The organism is Thermus thalpophilus (genome assembly GCF_022760915.1).
Classification (GTDB): Bacteria; Deinococcota; Deinococci; order Deinococcales; family Thermaceae; genus Thermus; species Thermus thalpophilus.
Window position 1 is genome coordinate 52,647 of sequence record NZ_JAKTNS010000001.1, and the last position, 18,098, is coordinate 70,744.

21 protein-coding genes and 1 pseudogene are annotated in these 18,098 nt (G+C 68.0%); 6 read left to right on the top strand and 16 right to left on the bottom strand.

Translation table 11 applies throughout. The features are described 5' to 3' along the window. The first annotated feature begins 9 nt into the window (after positions 1 to 9). A complete protein-coding gene (locus L0D17_RS00300) occupies positions 10 to 708 on the top strand; it encodes an FAD-dependent oxidoreductase (protein WP_243093374.1) in 699 nt (232 codons plus the stop codon). Here the strand turns inward: L0D17_RS00300 and L0D17_RS00305 are convergent. Genes L0D17_RS00305 through L0D17_RS00360 form a run of 12 tightly spaced genes read right to left on the bottom strand, consistent with a single transcriptional unit; the run spans position 601 to position 10,277 of the window. Beyond that, complete coding sequence (locus L0D17_RS00305; protein ID WP_243093384.1) at positions 601 to 1,602, bottom strand: A/G-specific adenine glycosylase; 1,002 nt, start codon at positions 1,600 to 1,602, stop codon at positions 601 to 603. The genes L0D17_RS00300 and L0D17_RS00305 overlap by 108 nt on opposite strands. A gap of 1 nt (position 1,603) precedes the next feature. Continuing rightward, on the bottom strand, positions 1,604 to 2,026 hold the full coding sequence (locus L0D17_RS00310; protein WP_243093555.1) for a CoA-binding protein: 423 nt from the start codon (positions 2,024 to 2,026) through the stop codon (positions 1,604 to 1,606). An 11-nt stretch (positions 2,027 to 2,037) separates the two neighbouring features. Further along, positions 2,038 to 2,883, bottom strand: coding sequence for an NAD+ synthase (locus L0D17_RS00315; protein WP_243093385.1), 846 nt, complete (start codon positions 2,881 to 2,883; stop codon positions 2,038 to 2,040). Next, the gene (locus L0D17_RS00320; RefSeq protein ID WP_243093387.1) at positions 2,870 to 3,745 is read right to left on the bottom strand and encodes a nitrilase-related carbon-nitrogen hydrolase; all 876 of its coding nucleotides are present in this window, start codon (positions 3,743 to 3,745) and stop codon (positions 2,870 to 2,872) included. Before L0D17_RS00320 ends, L0D17_RS00315 begins: the two co-directional genes overlap by 14 nt. 4 nt (positions 3,746 to 3,749) lie before the next feature. Continuing rightward, a complete protein-coding gene (locus tag L0D17_RS00325; protein WP_243093390.1) occupies positions 3,750 to 5,309 on the bottom strand; it encodes a 1,4-alpha-glucan branching protein in 1,560 nt (519 codons plus the stop codon). Between the two features lie 4 nt (positions 5,310 to 5,313). Beyond that, positions 5,314 to 6,123, bottom strand: coding sequence for a [LysW]-aminoadipate kinase (locus L0D17_RS00330; RefSeq protein WP_243093392.1), 810 nt, complete (start codon positions 6,121 to 6,123; stop codon positions 5,314 to 5,316). A gap of 8 nt (positions 6,124 to 6,131) precedes the next feature. Next, a complete protein-coding gene (gene argC, locus L0D17_RS00335; RefSeq protein ID WP_039455266.1) occupies positions 6,132 to 7,166 on the bottom strand; it encodes an N-acetyl-gamma-glutamyl-phosphate reductase in 1,035 nt (344 codons plus the stop codon). Further along, positions 7,159 to 8,004, bottom strand: a complete 846-nt coding sequence (lysX, locus tag L0D17_RS00340) for a lysine biosynthesis protein LysX (RefSeq protein WP_039455470.1) — start codon at positions 8,002 to 8,004, stop codon at positions 7,159 to 7,161. Before lysX ends, argC begins: the two co-directional genes overlap by 8 nt. A 50-nt stretch (positions 8,005 to 8,054) precedes the next feature. Then, positions 8,055 to 8,219: a lysine biosynthesis protein LysW gene (gene lysW / locus L0D17_RS00345; protein ID WP_039455264.1), complete on the bottom strand. Its 165-nt coding sequence runs from the start codon at positions 8,217 to 8,219 to the stop codon at positions 8,055 to 8,057. Next, on the bottom strand, positions 8,213 to 8,533 hold the full coding sequence (locus L0D17_RS00350; RefSeq protein WP_243093394.1) for a TFIIB-type zinc ribbon-containing protein: 321 nt from the start codon (positions 8,531 to 8,533) through the stop codon (positions 8,213 to 8,215). The genes lysW and L0D17_RS00350 overlap by 7 nt, the downstream gene beginning before the upstream one ends. A gap of 9 nt (positions 8,534 to 8,542) precedes the next feature. Then, positions 8,543 to 9,034 carry a LeuD/DmdB family oxidoreductase small subunit gene (locus L0D17_RS00355; protein WP_243093396.1) on the bottom strand — a complete coding sequence of 164 codons (492 nt, stop codon included), beginning with the start codon at positions 9,032 to 9,034 and terminating at the stop codon, positions 8,543 to 8,545. Then, on the bottom strand, positions 9,027 to 10,277 hold the full coding sequence (locus L0D17_RS00360) for a 3-isopropylmalate dehydratase large subunit (RefSeq protein WP_243093398.1): 1,251 nt from the start codon (positions 10,275 to 10,277) through the stop codon (positions 9,027 to 9,029). Before L0D17_RS00360 ends, L0D17_RS00355 begins: the two co-directional genes overlap by 8 nt. A gap of 22 nt (positions 10,278 to 10,299) precedes the next feature. Between L0D17_RS00360 and L0D17_RS00365 the strand changes: the two genes are divergently transcribed. Both L0D17_RS00365 and L0D17_RS00370 read left to right on the top strand, forming a co-directional pair. After that, positions 10,300 to 10,524, top strand: coding sequence for a type II toxin-antitoxin system HicB family antitoxin (locus tag L0D17_RS00365; protein ID WP_243093399.1), 225 nt, complete (start codon positions 10,300 to 10,302; stop codon positions 10,522 to 10,524). Beyond that, positions 10,514 to 10,717: pseudogene (locus tag L0D17_RS00370) on the top strand (type II toxin-antitoxin system HicA family toxin); the annotation flags it as partial. The gene L0D17_RS00365 and the pseudogene L0D17_RS00370, both read left to right, overlap by 11 nt. A 5-nt stretch (positions 10,718 to 10,722) precedes the next feature. Here the strand turns inward: L0D17_RS00370 and lysS are convergent. The 3 genes from lysS to L0D17_RS00385 form a co-directional block, all read right to left on the bottom strand. After that, the gene (gene lysS, locus L0D17_RS00375) at positions 10,723 to 11,853 is read right to left on the bottom strand and encodes a homocitrate synthase (protein WP_243093400.1); all 1,131 of its coding nucleotides are present in this window, start codon (positions 11,851 to 11,853) and stop codon (positions 10,723 to 10,725) included. A gap of 144 nt (positions 11,854 to 11,997) precedes the next feature. Further along, positions 11,998 to 12,789, bottom strand: a complete 792-nt coding sequence (locus L0D17_RS00380; protein ID WP_039455247.1) for an isoprenyl transferase — start codon at positions 12,787 to 12,789, stop codon at positions 11,998 to 12,000. 42 nt (positions 12,790 to 12,831) lie between these two features. Beyond that, positions 12,832 to 13,374 (bottom strand): NAD(P)/FAD-dependent oxidoreductase, encoded by a 543-nt coding sequence (locus L0D17_RS00385; RefSeq protein WP_243093401.1) that lies wholly within the window; start codon positions 13,372 to 13,374, stop codon positions 12,832 to 12,834. Positions 13,375 to 13,417: 43 nt separating this feature from the next. Here L0D17_RS00385 and L0D17_RS00390 point away from each other — a divergent pair, with 43 nt between their 5' ends. Genes L0D17_RS00390 through L0D17_RS00400 form a run of 3 tightly spaced genes read left to right on the top strand, consistent with a single transcriptional unit; the run spans position 13,418 to position 16,902 of the window. After that, the gene (locus tag L0D17_RS00390) at positions 13,418 to 14,743 is read left to right on the top strand and encodes a PASTA domain-containing protein (protein WP_039455240.1); all 1,326 of its coding nucleotides are present in this window, start codon (positions 13,418 to 13,420) and stop codon (positions 14,741 to 14,743) included. After that, entirely contained in the window at positions 14,731 to 15,069 is a 339-nt protein-coding gene (locus tag L0D17_RS00395) for a YraN family protein (RefSeq protein ID WP_243093403.1), read from the top strand. The genes L0D17_RS00390 and L0D17_RS00395 overlap by 13 nt, the downstream gene beginning before the upstream one ends. Before the next feature lie 45 nt (positions 15,070 to 15,114). After that, positions 15,115 to 16,902, top strand: a complete 1,788-nt coding sequence (locus L0D17_RS00400; protein ID WP_243093405.1) for a menaquinone biosynthesis decarboxylase — start codon at positions 15,115 to 15,117, stop codon at positions 16,900 to 16,902. On the opposite strand, the gene L0D17_RS00405 is transcribed toward L0D17_RS00400, so the two are convergent. Then, positions 16,899 to 17,855: a response regulator gene (locus L0D17_RS00405; protein ID WP_243093407.1), complete on the bottom strand. Its 957-nt coding sequence runs from the start codon at positions 17,853 to 17,855 to the stop codon at positions 16,899 to 16,901. The two genes, L0D17_RS00400 and L0D17_RS00405, sit on opposite strands and share 4 nt — an antisense overlap. Positions 17,856 to 18,098: the final 243 nt, after the last annotated feature.

Here is an 18,098-nt window from a genome sequence, read left to right on the forward strand (position 1 = left end):
TTAAGGGCTATGCGGCGCTACCGAGTGCTCATCGTGGGGGCGGGCTTCGCCGGGGCCGAGGCCGCCTGGCACCTGGCCCGGGCTGGGGTGGAGGTGGGGCTCCTCACCCAAAGCCTGGACTCGGTGATGATGCCCTTCCTCCCCCCCAAGCCCCCTTTTCCCCAAGGAAGCCTCCTGGAAAGGGCTTATGACCCCGAGGACGAGCGGGTCTGGGCCTTCCACGCCCGGGCCAAGTACCTCCTCGAGGCGGAAGCCCGCCTCCACCTCTTCCAGGCCACGGCCACGGGGCTCCTCCTGGAGGGGGAGCGGGTGGTGGGGGTGAGGACCTGGGAAGGCCCCCCCGCCTGGGGGGAGCGGGTGGTGTTGGCGGTGGGAAGCTTCCTTGGGGCCCGACTTTACCTAGGCGAAGTGGAGGAGGAGGCGGGAAGGCTTTCCGAGGCAAGCTACCCCGACCTCTTTGAGGACCTGAAAGCCCTTGGCTTCCGCTTCTTAGACAAAGAGGGGGAAGTCCCCGAAACCCCCACCACCCCGGGCTACCGGGTGCGCTACCACGCCTTCCACCCCGAGGAGTGGGAGGAAGGGACCTTCCGCCTAAAGGGCCTAGCGGGGCTCCACGCCGTGGGGCTCTGCGTGCGGGAGGGGGACTACGCCCGCATGAGCCAGGAGGGGAAGCGCCTCGCCCAGTATCTTCTCCATGAGCTTGGGTAGGGGCTTGGCTTTAGGATCTTCCCCCTCCCCGTCCCAGGGGGCCCCGTACACCCGCACCCGGAGCCGGCGGTGGGTGAGGGCGTGGCGGACCTCGGCCAGGTACCGGGGGGCCACGCCGAAGGCCTGGGCCCGCGCCTCCAGCTCCCCTTCCGGGAAAAGGGGCACCCCGTAAAGCCCCTGGAAGCGGCCCGCAAGGCGCTCCAAGTACACCCCCCGCCTCCCCAAAAGGACCAAGGCGGCGAGCCCCTCCTCCGGCGCCTCCCGCCGCCTCGGCCTCGGGTAGCGCGCCCAAGCCTCCCGGCCCCGGCAGAAGGCGGCGAGGGGGCAGGCGGGGCAGAGGGGCTTCCGGGGAAGGCAGACCACCGCCCCCAGCTCCATGAGGGCCTGGTTCCACTCCCCGGGGTCCTCCCCCTCGGGGAGAAGCCCCTGAGCCAGGGAAAAGAGCTCCCGAGGGGATGGGTTTTCCAGGGCGAAGAGGCGGGAGAGCACCCGGCGCACGTTCCCGTCCACCGCCGCCACCCGCTCCCCGAAGGCCACGGAGGCCACCGCCGCCGCGGTGTAGGGCCCTAGGCCGGGGAGCTCCTGAAGCGCGGCGAAGCTTGGGGGAAGGGCCTCCACCTCCCGGCTCAGGCGGTGGAGGCGCTCCGCCCGGCGGTAGTAGCCCGCCCCCTGCCAGACCCTCAGCACTTCCTCCAGGGAGGCTTCCCGCAAGGCCTTCAGGGTGGGAAAGCGGGCCAGGAAGCGGTGGTAGTAGGGGATGGCCTGGGCCACCCGGGTCTGTTGCAGGAGGACCTCGGAAACCAGGATGCGGTAGGGGTCCTTCTCCTTCCGCCAGGGAAGGGGCCGGGCGTTTTGCCGGTACCAGGCGAGGAGGGCCTTCTGCCAGGCTTCCACGCTAGAGGGGAATGGGGCCCCGGAAAAGGCGCTTGTGCTCCACCATGAGGCAGCGGTCCGCCACCACGGGGATGCCCGCCTCCCGTAGGGCCCCTTCAAAGCCGGGGTGGGTGATCCCCGACTGGAGCCAGACCAGGCCGGGCCTCAGGGCGAGGATCTCCGGGAGGTGGTCCGGGAGGGCGGAAGGGGGGCGGAAGACGTCCAGGATGTCCACCGGGGCCTGGAGCTCGGCGAGGCTCGCCGCCACCTTCTCCCCAAAGAGCTCCTCCCCGGCGAAGCGGGGGTTCACGGGCAGGATGCGGTAGCCCTTCTCCCACAGGTACTTGGGCACGTAGTGGGCGGGGCGGGAAGGGTCCTTGTGGGCACCCAAAACGGCGATGGTCCGGGCCCTTTCCAGATAGGCCCGCAGGGCTTGGTCGTTCATCGCTTCACCCCTCATAGCCTAAAGTCCAAGGGCCTCAGGTAAAACTCCCCGATGGCGGTGGAGGAAAGAAGGGCCACGGTGGGCAGGGCCCGCTTCCAGTGGGTGCGGTTCACCCGCTCCTTCACCCGCTTAAGCTCCTCCTCGGTGTAGCCCAGGCTCAGGATGTAGGCGTCGGGGTAGCCCTTGAGGTAGTGCTCCAGGATCACGTCCGCCCGCAGGTAGCGCACCCCCAGGTCCGCCTCGTCCGTCTGGCCGGGGATGAGGTCGGCGGTGGGGGGCTTCCTCACCACCGCCTCGGGCACCCCCAGGTACTCCGCCAGGCGCCAAACCTGGGTCTTGTAGAGGTCGCCCAAGGGGTTCACGGGAGGGGTATCGTCCCCGTGCCAGGTGAAGTAGCCGAAAAGCCTTTCGGTCTTGTTGCCCGTGCCCAGGGGGAGGGCCTTGTAGGCCTCGGCCTTGTCAAAGAGGACGATCATCCGGGCCCGGGCCATGACGTTCCCCTTGCGGTGGGGGGTGAGGTCGGGGGTGAGGGCGGCGTACCCCTCCACCATGGGGGTGATGTCCACCTCCTCCAGGGCCACGCCGAAGGTGCGGGCCACCAGGTGGGCGTGTTCCCGGGAAAGGGGGCTGGAGTCCCTGTGGGGCAGGAAAAGGGCGTGGACGTTCTCCGGCCCCAAGGCCCGCACCGCCAGGGCCAAGGTGGTGGCGGAGTCCACCCCGCCCGAGACCGCCACCAGGGCCTTGGTGTACCCCCGCCAGGCGAGCTCCTCCCGGATGAAGCGGGTGAGGAAGTCCGCCACCAGGGACCAGTTGAGCTCCAACACCTCGTGCGCCTTGGGCGCCTCAAGAAGCCTCATGCCGCCTCCCATTGAGGAGCCGGGTCAGGTCAGGGAGAAGAAGGGGAAGGCCCGCCTCGAGGTCGGAAAGGAGGGGACTATCGTAGCGCACCGGGGGGATCCGCTCCCGGTCCAGGGGGAAGAGGAGGGCCGCCTCCTCAAAGAGGGGCGCCTCGGCCAAGATCCGCCCCTCGGGGCCCGCCACCAGACTCCCCCCGCTCATCCCCTTCCCCGCCTCAAAACCCACCAGGCTGGCCAGGACCACGTAGACCCCGTGCTCCGCTGCCACCGCCTGGGCCAGGGTGCGCCAGCGGGCCACGTTCTCCGGGCGCTCCCCCTGGAAGCCCCGGGCCGGGCTGGCCGCCGGCACGTAGAGGACCTCCGCCCCATCCAAAGCGGCGATGGTGGCGGTGACGGAGTGCCAGAAGTCCTCGCAGATGAGGATGGCGGCCCGGCCAAAGCGGGTGCCGAAGGCCTCCACCCGCCGGCCCCGGGCCAGGTAGCGCTCCTCGTCAAAGACCCCGTAAGTGGGCAGAAAAACCTTGCGGTGAACGTGGACCACCCGGTGGGGGAGCTCCAGGTAGGCGGCGCTATTGTAGTAGGCCCCCTCGTCCCGCTCGTAAAACCCCACCACCATGTCCAAAAGCCCCTCCCAACCCGCCTCCCGGTGCACCTTGGAAAGGAGTTCCAGAAGCTCGTAGCGGGTGAGGGCGAGCTCCCGCACCCCCCCTTGCAGGAAGTACCCCGTGAGGGCGGCCTCGGGCAGGACCACCACCTCGGGAGCGTGGGGCTTTAGGAGGCGGAGGGCTTCGGCCAAGCGGGCCAGGTTCTCCCGAACCCGCCCCTTCTCCGGCCGGAACTGGAGGATGGCGTGCCGGACCACAGCCTTATCCTAGCTCTTGGTACAGCCTAAAGTCCGCCTCGGGAAAGGGGTTGTCCTGCTCCTCCAGCGCTTTTAGCTCCTCCGGGGAAACCCCTCTTAGCAGGCGGAAGAAGCGCTCGGCGTGGGCCTTATAGCGCTCCTCGGCGTACTCCTTGGCCTGGCCGGTGTCTATGAGGAAGGGCCAGTCGGAGGCCTCCAGGAGGAGAAGCTCCCGCATGGCCTGCTGCAGCACCGAAGAGGGCAAGACGCCCCGCCGCACCGCCTCCCGCATGGCCCCTTCCGCCCGGTAGACCTGGCGCCAGTAGTCCAAGGTGGCCTCGTTCAGCCAGACCCTGTGGTCCCCGCCCCGGCCCCAAGACCCCTCGGGCAAGGCGGTGCGCACGGCGGGCCCCTGCACCGCCTCCTTGGCCGTCACCGCCTTTACCCCTTCTTCCCGGGCCAAGAGGCGCAAGACCTCCTCCAGCCACGCCACCCCCTCGTACCACCAGTGGCCGAAAAGCTCGGCGTCGTAAGGGGCCAGGATGACCCCATGGGGATGGCGGCGGGCGAGGCGGGCCACCAGGCCCACAAAGTGGGCGGCGTGTTCCCGCACCTTGGCGAAGGCGGCCTCGGGGTCGTAGGGGGCCTTGGCACCGAGGTCCGCCTGGCGGTGGGTCACCCGCCAGTGGTGGAGGCCGGAAAGGGGGTCCTTGCGGTGGAACTCGCGGTAAAGGCCCTCCCCCGGGTAGCCGTGGTCGGCGCTCCAGACCTGGAGGGCGGTCTCTTGGTTGCGGGCGAGGACCCGAAGCCCCGACTCCAGCTCGTGCACGTAAAAGGTGGTCTCCCCGCTTTCCACCGGCCCCAAGCTCGCCTCCCCATAGGGGGCAAGGGGCTTACCCCCTTGGACCAGGTGGGCGTCCACGAAGGTGTAGCGGATCCCAGCCCGCATCAAAAGCTCGTCCACCCCGGCCCTAAGCCCTTCCGGGGGGCCCTCCACCGGGGGCTTCCAAGGACCCCGGGGGCGGTAGGCCATCTCGGGAAGCCAAAAGCCCGTGGGGTGTTGGGCGAAGTGGCGGCGGTGGGTGGCCACCCCGGTTTTGATCTGGGCCCAAAGGGCCTCGTCGTAGCCGAGGAGGGGCGAGTAGCCGTGGGTGGCGTTGGAGGTGATGAGCTCCACCTGCCCCCGGTCCTGGGCCCGGCGGAAGGCGGGCAGAATCTCTCCGGAAAGGGAGTGAAAGTGGTCCAGGGTGAGTTCCCAGAAGGTCACCTGGTGGCGGGCGCTTTTTTCCAGGTCCGTGCCCTGGTAGCGAAGGTAGTCCCCCTGGGCCCGCTCCAAGCGGTCTTGGGCGTAGGCGGAAAACCCTTGGCGGATGCGGGCGTCCGCCAGTTGCTCCGCCAGGATGGGGGTAATCCCCAGGGTGAAGCGGGCCTCCACCCCTTCTTGCCAAAGCCTCTCCAGGGCCCGCAATAGGGGCAGGTAGGTCTCGGCCATGGCCTCGTAGAGGGTCTCCTCCCCAAAGGGCCACATACCGTGGGCCCGCACGTAGGGGAGGTGGCCGTGGAGGACCAGGGCGAAGCGCGCCATGGGGCTAGCGTACCACGGTGCCCTCTCCCGCCAGGGCACGGCGGATGGGGTTTTCCACCCGGGCGTCGGCGAAGACCACCCGCTTCACCCCACCCCGCACCGCCTCCACCGCCCCCATCACCTTGCGCTTCATCCGCCCCTGGGCCAGGGCCAGGTACTCGGGATCCTCCACGTTGTGCACGGGGATCTCCCGCACCAGGCTCCCCTCGTCCGGGTAGCGGGCGAGGAGGCCGGGCACGTTGGAGAGGTACACCAGGGCCTCCGCCCCGTAGGCGGTGGCGATCAGGGCGGCGATCTGGTCCCCGTCCGTGTTGATGGCCTCGTTTTCATAGCTTAGGGCGGGCGGGGTGAGGACGGGGAGGTAACCCGCCCCCAGGAGGAGGTCCAAAAGCGCCTTGTTCACCTCCTCCACCGTGCCCGTGTAGTCCCCGCGGTGGATCTTGATTTTGCCGTCTTCCACGTACTTCACCGCGGTCTTCCTGCGGCCCACGAGAAGCCTTCCGTCCAGGCCGGAAAGCCCGATGGCGTTCGCCCCTTCCCGCTGCAAAAGCTCCACCAGGCGCTTGTTCACCAGGCCGCAGTAGACCATCTCAAAGATCTCCAGGGTCCTGCGGTCCGTGAGGCGGCTCACCTGCCCCCCGGGGTGGGTGAGGAAGCGGGGCGGGTGGCCCAGGGCCTCCGCCAGCTTGTTGGTCTCGCTGCTTCCCCCGTGGACCAGGATGAGCCGCGCGCCCTCCCGCCACAAGGAGGCCGCGTCCTTGGCCACCGCCTCGTAGTTGATGCCCTCCGCGCCGCCCACCTTGACCACGATCATGGCGCCTCCTAGGGGTGAAGCCCGGGGAAGTCCAGGCCCAGGGTCTCCGGCCAGCCCATGCGGATGTTCAGGGCCTGCAGGGCGTGGCCGGCGGTGCCCTTCACCAGGTTGTCAATGGCGGTCATGACCACCAGCCTGCCCGTGTCCTCCTCCAGCTCAAAGCCGATGTCGGCGTAGTTGGTGCCCTGGACGAAGCGGGGGTCGGGGTAGCGGTGGACGCCCTTCTTCTGCTTGACGAGGCGGACGAAGGGCTCGGCCCCGTAGGCCTCGCGGTAGGCCTGCCACACGTCCCGCTCGCTCCAGCCGTCCTGGAGGAAGCACTGGGCGGTCATGAGGATGCCCCGCACCCGGTCGGTGGCGATGGCGGTTAGGTGGACCTCGGGGCGGCCCGGGAGGTTTTCCACCACCTCGGCGGTGTGGCGGTGGCCCGTGGGTTTGTAGACCCGCAGGGAACCCGCCCTTTCCGGGTGGTGGCTCGCCGGGGTGGCCTCCGCCCCGGCGGCGGAGGTGGAGATGAGGAGGGTGACGAAGATGGGGGTGGGCTTGAGCACCCCGCCCTTCAGGAGGGGATAGAGGCCGAGGAGGGTGGCGGTGGCGTTGCACCCCGCCCCCGCCATCCAGTCCGCCTCCTTTAGGGCCTCCCGGTGGAGCTCGGGCACGGCGTAGACGAAGCGGCCCAGGAGGTCGGGCCTGGGGTGGTCCCCGTAGTACTTGCGGTAAAGCTCCAAGTCCTTCAGGCGGAAGTCGGCGGAGAGGTCTATGAGGATGGGGGCCAAGGCGGCGTAGCGGTCAAACTCCCGGGCCAAGACCCCGTGGGGCAGGGCCAGGACCAGGATGTCCGCGGGCTCCAGCTTCTCGGGGGGGATGAACTTGAGGTTCGTTCTCCCCCGGAGGTTGGGGTGGACGAAGTGCACCGGCTCCCCGGCGAAGCGCCTCGAGGTCACCTGCTTCACCTCCAAATAGGGGTGGGAAAGGGCCAGGCGCAAAAACTCCCCCCCGGCATACCCGGAAGCCCCCACGATGGAGATGGTCTTCCTATCCACGGGCCACCTCCCAGGCGTAGCGCAGGATCTCCCCGGGGATGTCCACCCCCGTGGTGTGCACGGAGTTCTTGAACTCCATGGTGTGGTTCACCTCGTTCACCAAAAGCCCCCGCTCGGACTCAAAGAGGTCAATGGCCACCACCCCGCCCCCCACCGCCTGGGCCGCCCGCACGGAGAGCGCGGCGAGCTCCTCGGTGAGGGGGCAGTTTTCCGCCTGGCCGCCCCGGGCGGTGTTGGTGATCCAGTGGGGGCTTTTGCGGTAGATGGCGGCGATGGCCCTATCCCCCACCACGAAGACCCGGATATCCCGCCCGGGCTTTTTCACGTACTCCTGCAGGTAGAGGAGCTGGTGCTGGAAGCCCCCCAGAACCTCCTTGTGCTCCAAGATGGCCTCCGCCGCTTCCCGGTCGGTGATCTTGGCGAGAAGCCTCCCCCAGCTCCCGATCACGGGTTTGAGGACCACGGGGTACCCCCAGGCCTCCATGAGCTTCAGGGCCTCCTCGGTATCGGTGAGGAGGGCGGTTTTGGGCTGGGGCACCCCGAGGCGGGCCAGGGCCACGCTGGTGGCCCATTTGTCCCCGCAGGTTTCCATCACCTCGGGGCGGTTCACCACGGGAATGCCCAAGGCGGTGAGGTAGCGGGCCACGGCCAGGCCCCGGCTTTGGCTCACGCACCGCTCCAGGGCCACCGTGACCCCCTCCAGCTCCTCGGGCCTTTCCCCCAGGACCATGGGCAGGGCGGGAACGTACACCTTCTTGTAGGGGATGCCCAGGGCCTCGGCCCGCTCAAAGAGCATCCTCTCGTCGGGGCGGATGCGGTCGTAAAGGATGGCCAGCATGGCTCTAGAAAGGGGGAAGGCCAAAAGGCCTTCCCCAAGGCCCTAAAGCCTCACTCGCCCCAGTCCTCCGCCTCCTCGGGGGCGGGCTCGAGGCGCAAGGGGTCAAGCCCCACCACCTCTAACTCGGCGCCGCAGTCCTCGCAGACCACCAGCTCCCCAAGCTCGGGGTTTTCCAAACGGATCTCCGCACCGCATTCTGGACAGGTGGCTACCATTCCTCGTCCTCCTCTCCTTCCACTTCGCTCCAGTCGGGGACAAAGCTAAAGCCGCACTCGGGGCACTGCACCTCTTGGCCTTGGTCCTCCTCGGACACCTCAAAGGTGTAGCCGCAACGGGGGCAGTCCACGAAGAAGCCTTCCAGGCCCTCCTCCGTCACCTCCACCTCCAAGGGGTCCAGGGAGACCACCTCCAGAAAGGCCCCGCAGGCCTCGCACTCCAAGACGTCCCCCACCTCGAGGGTCTCCAGATCCTCGGCCAGCACCACGCTGGCCTCGCCGCACACCGGACAGACGATCTCTAGGTCCTCCATGACCAGAGTTTACTCCCCCGGGAAGCGCCCGTGCTTCTTGTAGTAGTCCAGAAGCGACCCCTCCTTGAGCGCCTCCAGGAGGAAGGGGGGTGGAGGGCGGAGGAGGAAGCGCTCCCTTCCCCTCTGCAAAACCCCCCCCTCGAGGTCCAGCTCCACCTCCTCGCCGTCCTCTAGCGCATCCACCACCTCCTCCGACTCAAAGGGAACGATGCCCAGGTTCACCAGGTTGCGGAAGAAGATGCGGGCGTAGCTCTTGGCAATCACCGCCCGGATCCCCAGGCGCTTTAGCGCCTCGGGGGCATACTCGCGGCTGGAACCAAGCCCGGCGTTCCGGCCGAAGACCAGGATGTCCCCGGGGCGCACCTCCTTAGCGAACTCGGGCCTTAGGTGGGCGAAGGCGAACTGGTGGAAGCGGTCCTCCCCCACCATGAAGGGGGCGTACTTTCCCGGAAGAATGTCGTCGGTGTTGATCTGGTCGCCGAACTTCCAGACCCTAGGCATGGGCCACCTCCAGTTCCTCCGGCGTGGTCAGGTAGCCGGCCACGGCGCTGGCCGCCGCCACCCGGGGGCTTGCCAGGTAGATCTCCGCGTCCGGGGCCCCCATGCGCCCGCGGAAGTTGCGGTTGGAGGTGGAAACGCACACCTCCCCCGGGGCCAAAACCCCCATGTGCCGCCCCATGCAGGGGCCGCACCCGGGGGTGCCGATGGTGGCCCCCGCCTCCAGGAGGGTGAGGAGGGTCCCGTCCTTGGCCGCCTCCTCCAGGACCTGGCTGGAAGCGGGCACCACCAAAAGCCGCACCCAGGGGGCCACCTTCCTACCCTTGAGCACCTCCGCCGCCGCCCGCAGGTCCTCAATCCGCCCGTTGGTGCAGGTGCCGATGAAGACCTGGTCCACCCGCTTGCCCTTCACCTGGGCCACCTCGTGCACGTTGTCCACGTAGAAGGGCACGGAAACCCTGGGGGTGAGGGTGGAAAGGTCAATCTCCACCTCCCGGGCGTACTGGGCGTCGGGGTCGGGGTAGAGCCACTCGGGCACCCGGTACATCCGCAAAATCTCCCCGCTCGGCACCACGAGCCCCGCCTTGGCCCCCGCCTCCACCGTGAGGTTGGCCAGGGTCATCCTTTCCCCCCGGGAAAGGCTTTCCGCCCCGTCCAACAGGTGGATCTCCACCGCCATGTAGGTGGCCCCGTCCGCGGTGAGGCGGCGCACCATCTCCAAGGCGGCGTCCTTGGCCGTGACCCCCTTGGGAAGCCTCCCCCGGAAGACCACCTTGACGCTTTCCGGCACCCTTAGCCAGGTGCGGCCACTGGCCGCGGCCAAGGCGATGTCCGTGGCCCCCATGCCCGTGCCGAAGGCGGCCACGGCCCCGTAGGTGGTGGAGTGGGAGTCCGAGCCCACCACGATCCACCCAGGTTGGGCGAGCCCTTCTTCCACCAGGACCTGGTGGCAGACCCCCCTCCCCACGTCAAAGACCCGGATGCCCAGGCGCCTGCCCCACTCCCGGATCTCCTTTTGCGCCTTGGCCACCTCCAGGTTGGCCGCGGGGGCCACGTGGTCAATCACGATGGAAACCCGCTCGGGGTAGCGGGGGGTGGCGTTCAGGTACTCCAGGCGCTTGAAGAAGCTCCCGGCGATGGAGTCCACCACCATCACCTGGTCCACCTCCACCACCACGAGCTCCCCCGCCCGCACCGGGCGCTTCGCCTTGTGGGACAGGATCTTCTCCGCTAAGGTCAGGCCCATCTCGCCCTCCTATAATGAGGGTATGCCCACGTACACGGCCCTCGTCTACGAGGATCCCGAGAACCCGGGGTACTGGATCGCCGAGTTTCCCGCCCTGCCCCAAGCGCATTCCTTTGGCCGAAGCCCCGAGGAGGCTCTAGTCCACGCCAAGGAGGCCTTGGAGCTAGTCCTGAGCTTTCTCCAAGAAGAAGGCCGGACCCTGCCCCCAGATGTACGGGTGGCCGAGGTGAGCGTGGATGCCGCCTAGGCCAGAAGAGGTGGCCCGCAAACTCAAACGGCTGGGCTTCACCGAGAGGATGGCCAAAGGCGGCCATCGCCTTTACGCGCACCCCGATGGGCGGGTGGTTGTGGTACCCTTCCACAGCGGGGAACTTCCAAAGGGGACTTTTAAGAAAATCCTGCAACAAGCAGGCCTCACGGAAGAGGAGTTTCGCAACCTCCAAGCTCATGCCGTGATCCACTCCCTTAGGATGCGGTCCAGCTCCTCGAGGGTAAGCTGGCCCCGGTCCGCCAAGGCCTTGATGTGCTGGGTGATGCGGTGGAGCTCCTCCTCCCCGTAGTGTAGGCCGAGCTCCTCCGCCCGGGCCTTGATGGCGTGGCGGCCCGTGAGCTTGGAGGCGATGATGAGCTTGCGCCTGACGCCAAAGACCTCGGGGGGGTAGGGCTCATAGGCCTCGGGGTTGATGTAGATGGCCTTGAGGTGCATTCCCGCCTTGTGGCTGAAGGCGGTTTCCCCGGTGATGTAGTTGTTGAAGGGGATCTCCACCCCCACCATCTTGGCCACCATGCGGTCCAGCTCGGGAAGCATCTCCAGCTTGTACTTCCCGCGCACGTACTCGGGCTGCAGGGTGTACATGCGGGCCAAAAACCCCCCTAAAGGGGTGATGCCGTTCCGCTCCCCGATGCCCAGGATGGTGGTGTCCACATGGGTGGCCCCCGCCTCAATGGCCTCGTAGGCGTTGGCGATGGCGCAGCCCGTGTCGTTGTGGCCGTGGAACTCTATGTCCACGTTAGGCCCCACCACCCGCCGCACCTCCCGCACCAAGGCGTAGACCTGACGGGGCGTGGCCACGCCCACGGTGTCCGCCAGGCCCACCCGGTCCACGTAAGGGGCGATGGCCTCGTACACCGCCAAGAGGTCGTGCTCGTCGGAGCGGAAGGTGTCCTCGGCGGAGAAGCGCACCTCCACGTGGGGGGCATGCTCCCGGATGTAGCCGATCACCTCCCGGGCCTCGGCGATGATGCGGGGGATGTCCCGGCCGTGGGCCGCCCGCAGGTACTTGCTGGTGCCGAAGAGGAGGTCAATCCCCTGCACCCCGGTTTCCACCGCCACCTTGGCCGCGTCCAGGCGGGTTTGGATGTGGGTCACCACCTTGGCCTTGAGGCCTAAGGAGGCCAGGACCTCCGCGTCCTTGCGGGACTGGGGAGAGGCCATGGGGGTGGTGACCTCTATATACTCCACGCCGAACTCGTCCAGGGCCTTGGCGATCTCAATCTTGTCCTGGGTGGAGAAGTTCGCCCGCTCAAACTGCTCGCCTTCCCTCAAGGTGGAGTCTATAATCTTCCATTCCCGCATGCGCCCCTCCCTAAAAAGAAAACCGGCCCGAACTCGGGCCGGGGGATAAGGAACCCTTAGAGGGCTATCCTACCCCCCGGCGGCCGAGTTTTTTCCCACGGGCCAGCATCCTGCCTGTAAGGGTATACGAAGCCCCGCATTTTGTCAACGCCCGAAGCGGCGCTCCCGGGCCTGGTAGCTCCTGAGGGCGCGGAGGAAGTCAATCTTGCGGAACTCGGGCCAAAGCACGTCGGCGAAGTAGAACTCGGAGTAGGCGGACTGCCAGAGCAAAAACCCCGAAAGCCGGATCTCCCCCGAGGTGCGGATGATGAAGTCGGGGTCGGGAAGCCCGGCGGTGTAAAGCCTTTGGGCGATCTCCTCCGGGGTCAAGGCGGCCGCCACCTGGCCCGGGGTAAGCCCCTTCTCCTCGGCCTCGAGGAGGAGCCTTTTCACCGCATCCACGATCTCCTCCCGCCCCCCGTAGCCCATGGCGATGTTGAGCACCATGCCCCGGTGGTGGCGGGTGCTTTCCTCCAGGCGCTCCAAGGCCCTCAGCACCTCCTCGGAGAAGCCCTCCCGCCGCCCGATCACCCGCACCTGCACCTGGTGGCGATGGATGCGGTGGTCCTCCGCCATCCGCTCCGCCTCCCGCACGAAAAGGCGCATGAGCTCTTCCACCTCCTCGGGGGAGCGCCGGAAGTTGTCGGTGGAAAAGACCCACACGGTGACGGTCCGGATGCCCATCTCCAGGCACCACTCCAGGACCTCGTAGGCCTTGTGCACCCCGAACTCGTGCCCCTTGGTGGGGGAAAGCCCTAGGGCCTTGGCGTAGCGGCGGTTCCCGTCCAGGATGAGGCCCAGGTGGCGGGGCATGGGCCCCCCCTTCACCTCCCTTTGCAGGCGGCGCTCGTAAAACCAGTAAAGGGGGCGGGTGAGGGAAAGGAGGCGGCGGAGCATACCTTCCCCACCCTACGGGGGAAGGATGAGAAAGGGAAGGCCCTATTTGGCGTGGTCCTTGTAGGGCTCGCCCCTGAGGTCGGAGATGAGTTGCACCGCCACGTAGGCCCCGTCCCCGGCGCTCACGATGGCGTGGCCCGGCACCTTGCCCCGGGCCACCCCGGCGGCGTAGACCCGGGGGTAGCTGGTGCGCCCCCCCTCGTCGGTGTCAATGAAGGTGCCCTTGCGGCTAAGGCCCAGGAGGGAGGGGAGGGTGGGGTCTTTGTGGGTGCAAAGGAGAAGCCTTTCCGCCTCCACCACCCCTTCTTCCGTTTCCACCTCAAAGACCCCGCCCAGGTCCCGCACCCCCTTCACCACCCCTGGGCGCACCTCGGCCCCGTACCGCTCGGCGTGCGCCTTGAGCCGGGCCAAAAGCTCGTCCCCGGAGGGTTCGTCCAAAAGCCCCGGGTAGTTGGGCACCCGGCTCACCTGGAGGACCTGGGAGCGGCCCCCGTCCAATACCAGGGTTTTTAGGCCCGCCCGGGCCAAAAAGAGGGCCGCGGAGAGGCCCGAAGGTCCACCGCCCACCACGAGCACATCCCACATAGCGCCTTAGAGTATAAGGCGGCCCGGGTATAATCGGCGGCGCATGGTCCTGGACGACCGCTACCCGGTGCTGGAAACCCTGGAAAGCCGAGAGGGGATCACCCTCTACCGGGTGGAGGGGGGGCTCGTCTTCTTCTTTGACGTGAAGACCCCCGAGGACAAGGAGCGCTTTTACCGCTACCGGGCGGCCCTGAAGCGGCTCATGGAGCTGGGGCTCCTCGAGGCCCACGTCTCCGCCAAGCCGGGCCGCCACTACGCCTTCTTCCCGGAAAAGCCCCTCTCCCGCAAAGCCCCGCCCGCCAAGGCCCTGGAGGCTTTGGCCCCCTTGGGCTTCGGCCGGGAGCACCTGGCCATGGGGGAAGACGGGGTGGCCTACCTCTCCCCCTGGCCCCTGGGAAAGAAGGCCGCCCCCCTCAAGCCCAGGCTAAGGCCCCGCCTCCTGGGGGTGGCCCCCGGGGTCTTCCTCCTGGCCCTGGGCGTCTTTCTGCTCTCCCAGGGGCTTTACCGCTACTTCAACCCCCCCGAGTACCCCGTGCCCGACCTGGTGGGCAAAAGCGCCCGGGAAGCCTTTCTCCTCCTCAAGGACACGGGGCTGAGGCTGGAGGTGGAGGAGGGCAACGACCCCACCAAGCCCAAGGAGGCGGTCCTGGCCCAAGATCCCCCGCCCGGCACCCGCCTCCGGGCCGGCCGCACCGTGCGCCTCACCCTCAACCAGGCGCGGCTCAACCCGGTGCCCGAGCTTGCAGGCCTTAGGCAGGAAGAGGCGGAGGCCCGGCTCAAGGAGCTGGGCTTCCAGGTGGCGGGCGTGGCCCAGGCGCAAAGCCCAAAGCCCCTAGGCACCGTCCTCGCCACCTTCCCCCCCGCCGGCACCCCCTTGGCCCCCGGGGGTGGGGTGTGGCTTCTCGTTTCCCAAGGGGCCTCCACGGGCTCCACCTGGCCCCTGCCCCGGCTCGTGGGGCTTTCCCGCCAGGAGGCCCTTTTCCTCCTCAACGCCGCCGGGCTCAAGGCGGAGGTGGAGGAGGTGCCCTCGGGCGCCCCTGAGGACACGGTGATCGCCCAAGCGCCCGCCCCCGGCACCCCCATGCCCGAGGGGAGCGGGGTGCGCCTTAGGGTGGCGGTGCGGGGCGAGGTGCTCCTGCCCCCCGCCCCTCCCGTGGAGGAACGGAGCGTGTCCTTGGCCCTGGAGCTGCCCCAGGAAGCGGAGGGGCGGGAGGTGCGCCTCACCCTCCTGGACGCGGACGGGGAGCGGGTGGTGTACGAGGGGGTGGGGCAGGCGGGGTTAAGGTTGGAGGGGACCTACCCGGCGCGGGGGGAGGCCCGCTTCCGCCTCTACCTGGACGGGGTTCTTTTCCAAGAGTGGGCGCCGTGAAGGGGAAGTGGGCGGAAGAGGCGGCCCTGGCCTACCTCTTGCAAAGGGGCTACCGCCTCCTCGGGCGGAACCGCCGCACCCCCTTCGGGGAGGTGGACCTCTTCTTGGAAAAAGACGGGGTCTACGTGGTGGTGGAGGTGAAGCAACGGGCCTCCGGGCGCTTCGGCACCCCCCTCGAGGCCATCACCCCCAAAAAGCTTTTCCGCCTCCTGCAAAGCGCCCGCTTCCTCCTGGGCCAGGACGACCTCCCCGTGCGCCTGGAGGCGGTTTTGGTCCACGGCACCCCCAAGGCCTTCCGCCTAGAGCACCTGGTTTTGGAAGTGTAGGCGCCACCTTTCCCTCCCCTTTCCCCTTTGGGTAAGCTTAGGCCCGTGTTTAGGAACCTAAGGGCCTACCTAGAGGCCTTGGAAGCCCGGGGCGAGCTCAAGCGCATCCAGGTCCCGGTGAGCGCCGAGCTGGAGATCACCGAGATCGCCGACCGCATGGTGAAGCGAGGCGGCCCCGCCCTCCTCTTTGAGCGGGTGGTGGGCAAGGACTTCCCCCTGGCCATCGGCCTCTTTGGGACCCGGGAACGCGCCGCCTTCGCCCTGGGGGTGGAGGACCTGGACGAGCTGGCCCAGAAGGTGGAAACCCTCCTGGCCCTGAACCCGGGCAAGGGAGGGCTTTCCGCCCTCCTGGGGCTCCTTCCTAAGCTCCCCCTCCTCAAGGGCTTCTTCCCCCGGCGGGTGCGCCGGGCCCCCGTGCAGGAGGTGGTGTATAGGGGCGAGGCGGTGGACCTAAGGCGCCTTCCCGTCCTCACGTGCTGGCCTTTGGACGGGGGGCCCTTCCTCACCCTGCCCCTGGTCATCACCAAGGACCCGGAGACGGGGGAGCTCAACCTCGGCATGTACCGCATGCAGGTCCTGGACGAGCGGAGCACTGCCATGCACTGGCAGCTCCACAAGGTGGGCCGCCGCCACCTGGAAAAGGCGAGGAAGCTCGGGAAAAAGCTGGAGGTGGCCGTGGCCCTGGGGGGAGACCCCATCCTCACCTACGCCGCCACCGCCCCCCTTCCCCCGCTTCCGGGGGTGAGCGAGTTCCACCTGGCGGGCTTCCTCAGGGGGGCCCCCATAGAGCTCGCCAAGGGCCTCACCGTGGACCTGCCGGTGCCGGCGGAGGCGGAGTTCGTCCTCGAGGGCTACATTGACCCGGAAGAACCCCTGGTGGAGGAAGGGCCTTTCGGCGACCACACGGGCTTCTACACGCCCAAAGACCTCTACCCCCGCTTCCACGTCACCGCCCTCACCCACCGCAAAGGGGCCATCTACCCCGCCACCATCGTGGGGGTACCCCCCATGGAGGACGCCTACCTGATCGAAGCCACGGAAAGGCTCTTCCTCCCCGCCCTGCGCCTCGTCCTGCCCGAGGTGGTGGACTACCACATGCCCCCCGAGGGGGTGGCCCACAACTGGGTGAACGTGAGCCTAAGGAAGGAGTACCCGGGCCAGGCCTACAAGGTGGCCTACGGGATGCTGGGCCTTGGGCAGATGATGTTCGCCAAGGTCATCGTGGCGGTGGACGGGGAGGTGCCCGTGAAGCCGGGCTTCGCTGCCCTCTTGGAGGCCCTCAAGCACGCCCTCCCCGGGCGGGACACCCTCCTCCTCCGGGGCCCCGTGGACGTCCTGGACCACAGCGCCCGCGCCTTCGCCTTCGGGGGGAAGCTCTTCCTAGACGGCACGCGCAAGCTTCCCGAAGAGGGAGGGGAAGTGCCCTTCACCCCCAAGGCCCACACCGCCCTCCCCGAGGACCCGGAGGCCCTGGCCCAACGGCAGTGGCCCGGGCTTTGGGGGGTCACCTTGGAGAAGCGGCGGCCCCACCAGGCCTGGGAGGTGGCGGAAAGGCTCTTAAAGACGCCCCAAAGCGCCGGCATCCGCCTCCTCCTCCTCGCGGACGCCGACACCGCCTTGACCCCAGCGGAGCTCCTTTGGGCCGTGCTCAACAACATTGACCCCGAGCGGGACGCGCGGGTGATGCCCGGGGCGGAGGGGCCCGTCCTGGTCCTGGACGGCACCCGCAAGCTCCCCGAGGAGGGCTTCCAGCGGGTCTGGCCCGAAAAGATCCGCATGGACCCCAAGGTCAAGGCCCTGGTGGAGGCCCGCTGGGAGGAGTACGGGTTTTAGCGGCGCAGAACGCGGTTTCGCAAAAGGGCGCTCCTAAAGGCCCGCACCACTTCCTGGGAAAGCCGGCCCTGGTCCGCCTCCTCCCTCAGGACCTCCAAGGCCTCCTCCGGTTTAGCGGGGTGGCGGTAGGTGCGCCTGCTGGTAAGGGTATCGTAGATGTCGGCGGCGGCCACCGCCTGCACCAGGAGGGGCACCTCCGTGATCCCGTCTGGGTAGCCGGAGCCGTCCAGACGTTCGTGGTGCCAACGCACGTAGGGGCGCAAGCGCGGATGGGCCTTAAGGGGCTTGAGGATCTCGTCCCCTTTGATGGGATGTTCCCGAACAATCCGCCACTCCTCCTCCGTTAGCGGGCGGTCCCCCCGAAGAAGATGATCCGGAATAGCGATCTTGCCCACATCGTGCAACAGGGCTCCCAGGCGAAGATCTTCCACCTCATGGGCCAAGACGCCCAGAACCTCGGCGGTCCAGAGGGCGTAGCGCGCCACCCGCTCCCCGTGGCCTGCGGTGTAGGGGTCTTTGGCTTCCACCGCCCGCACCAGCGCCAAAAGAGCCCGTTCTAGATCTTCCAGCTTTTCCTGTAAAAAGCGGCGCTCCACGTGGCCTTTTACCCGGAGGCGGAGCTCCGCCAGGTCCACCGGGCGGTGGAGAAAGTCGTCCGCCCCCGCTTCAATCCCCTTCAGGCGCACCTCCCGCTCCCCGTCTGCGGTGAGGAGGATTACCGGCAAGAGAGGGTCTAGGGCCTTGAGGTGGCGGGTCAGGGTGAGACCGTCCATGAAGGGCATGTGTAAATCGGTGAGTACTGCGTGGGGCATGCCGTCTTGAAGCCGCTCCAGCGCCTCCTGGCCGTGGCTAGCCACCCATACCTCCAAGCCCAAGGGAGCCAGGGCCCGCAGCAACAAGGCCCGCTGAAGGGGCTCATCGTCCACCACCAAGACGCGGGCTATCCCCCTCAACGTACCCACCCCCTCCCAAGGCTAGACCGGCCCCTTTTTTGGGAACCCGGGGAAGCGGTCAAAAAGCGCAGCCGGAGTTCAGGGTGCAACTTTGCGGCCAGAGGTTCCAAGGGCTTGCCTCCTTGCTCCCCGGCCAGCCAGCGCCACGGCTTGAGGAACGGGGTATGAGGGTGGCATGTCTTCCTGGTTCCCAAGGGCCATACCTCCTTCCCGAGGCCTACAAAACTGCAACGGCTCCCCAAA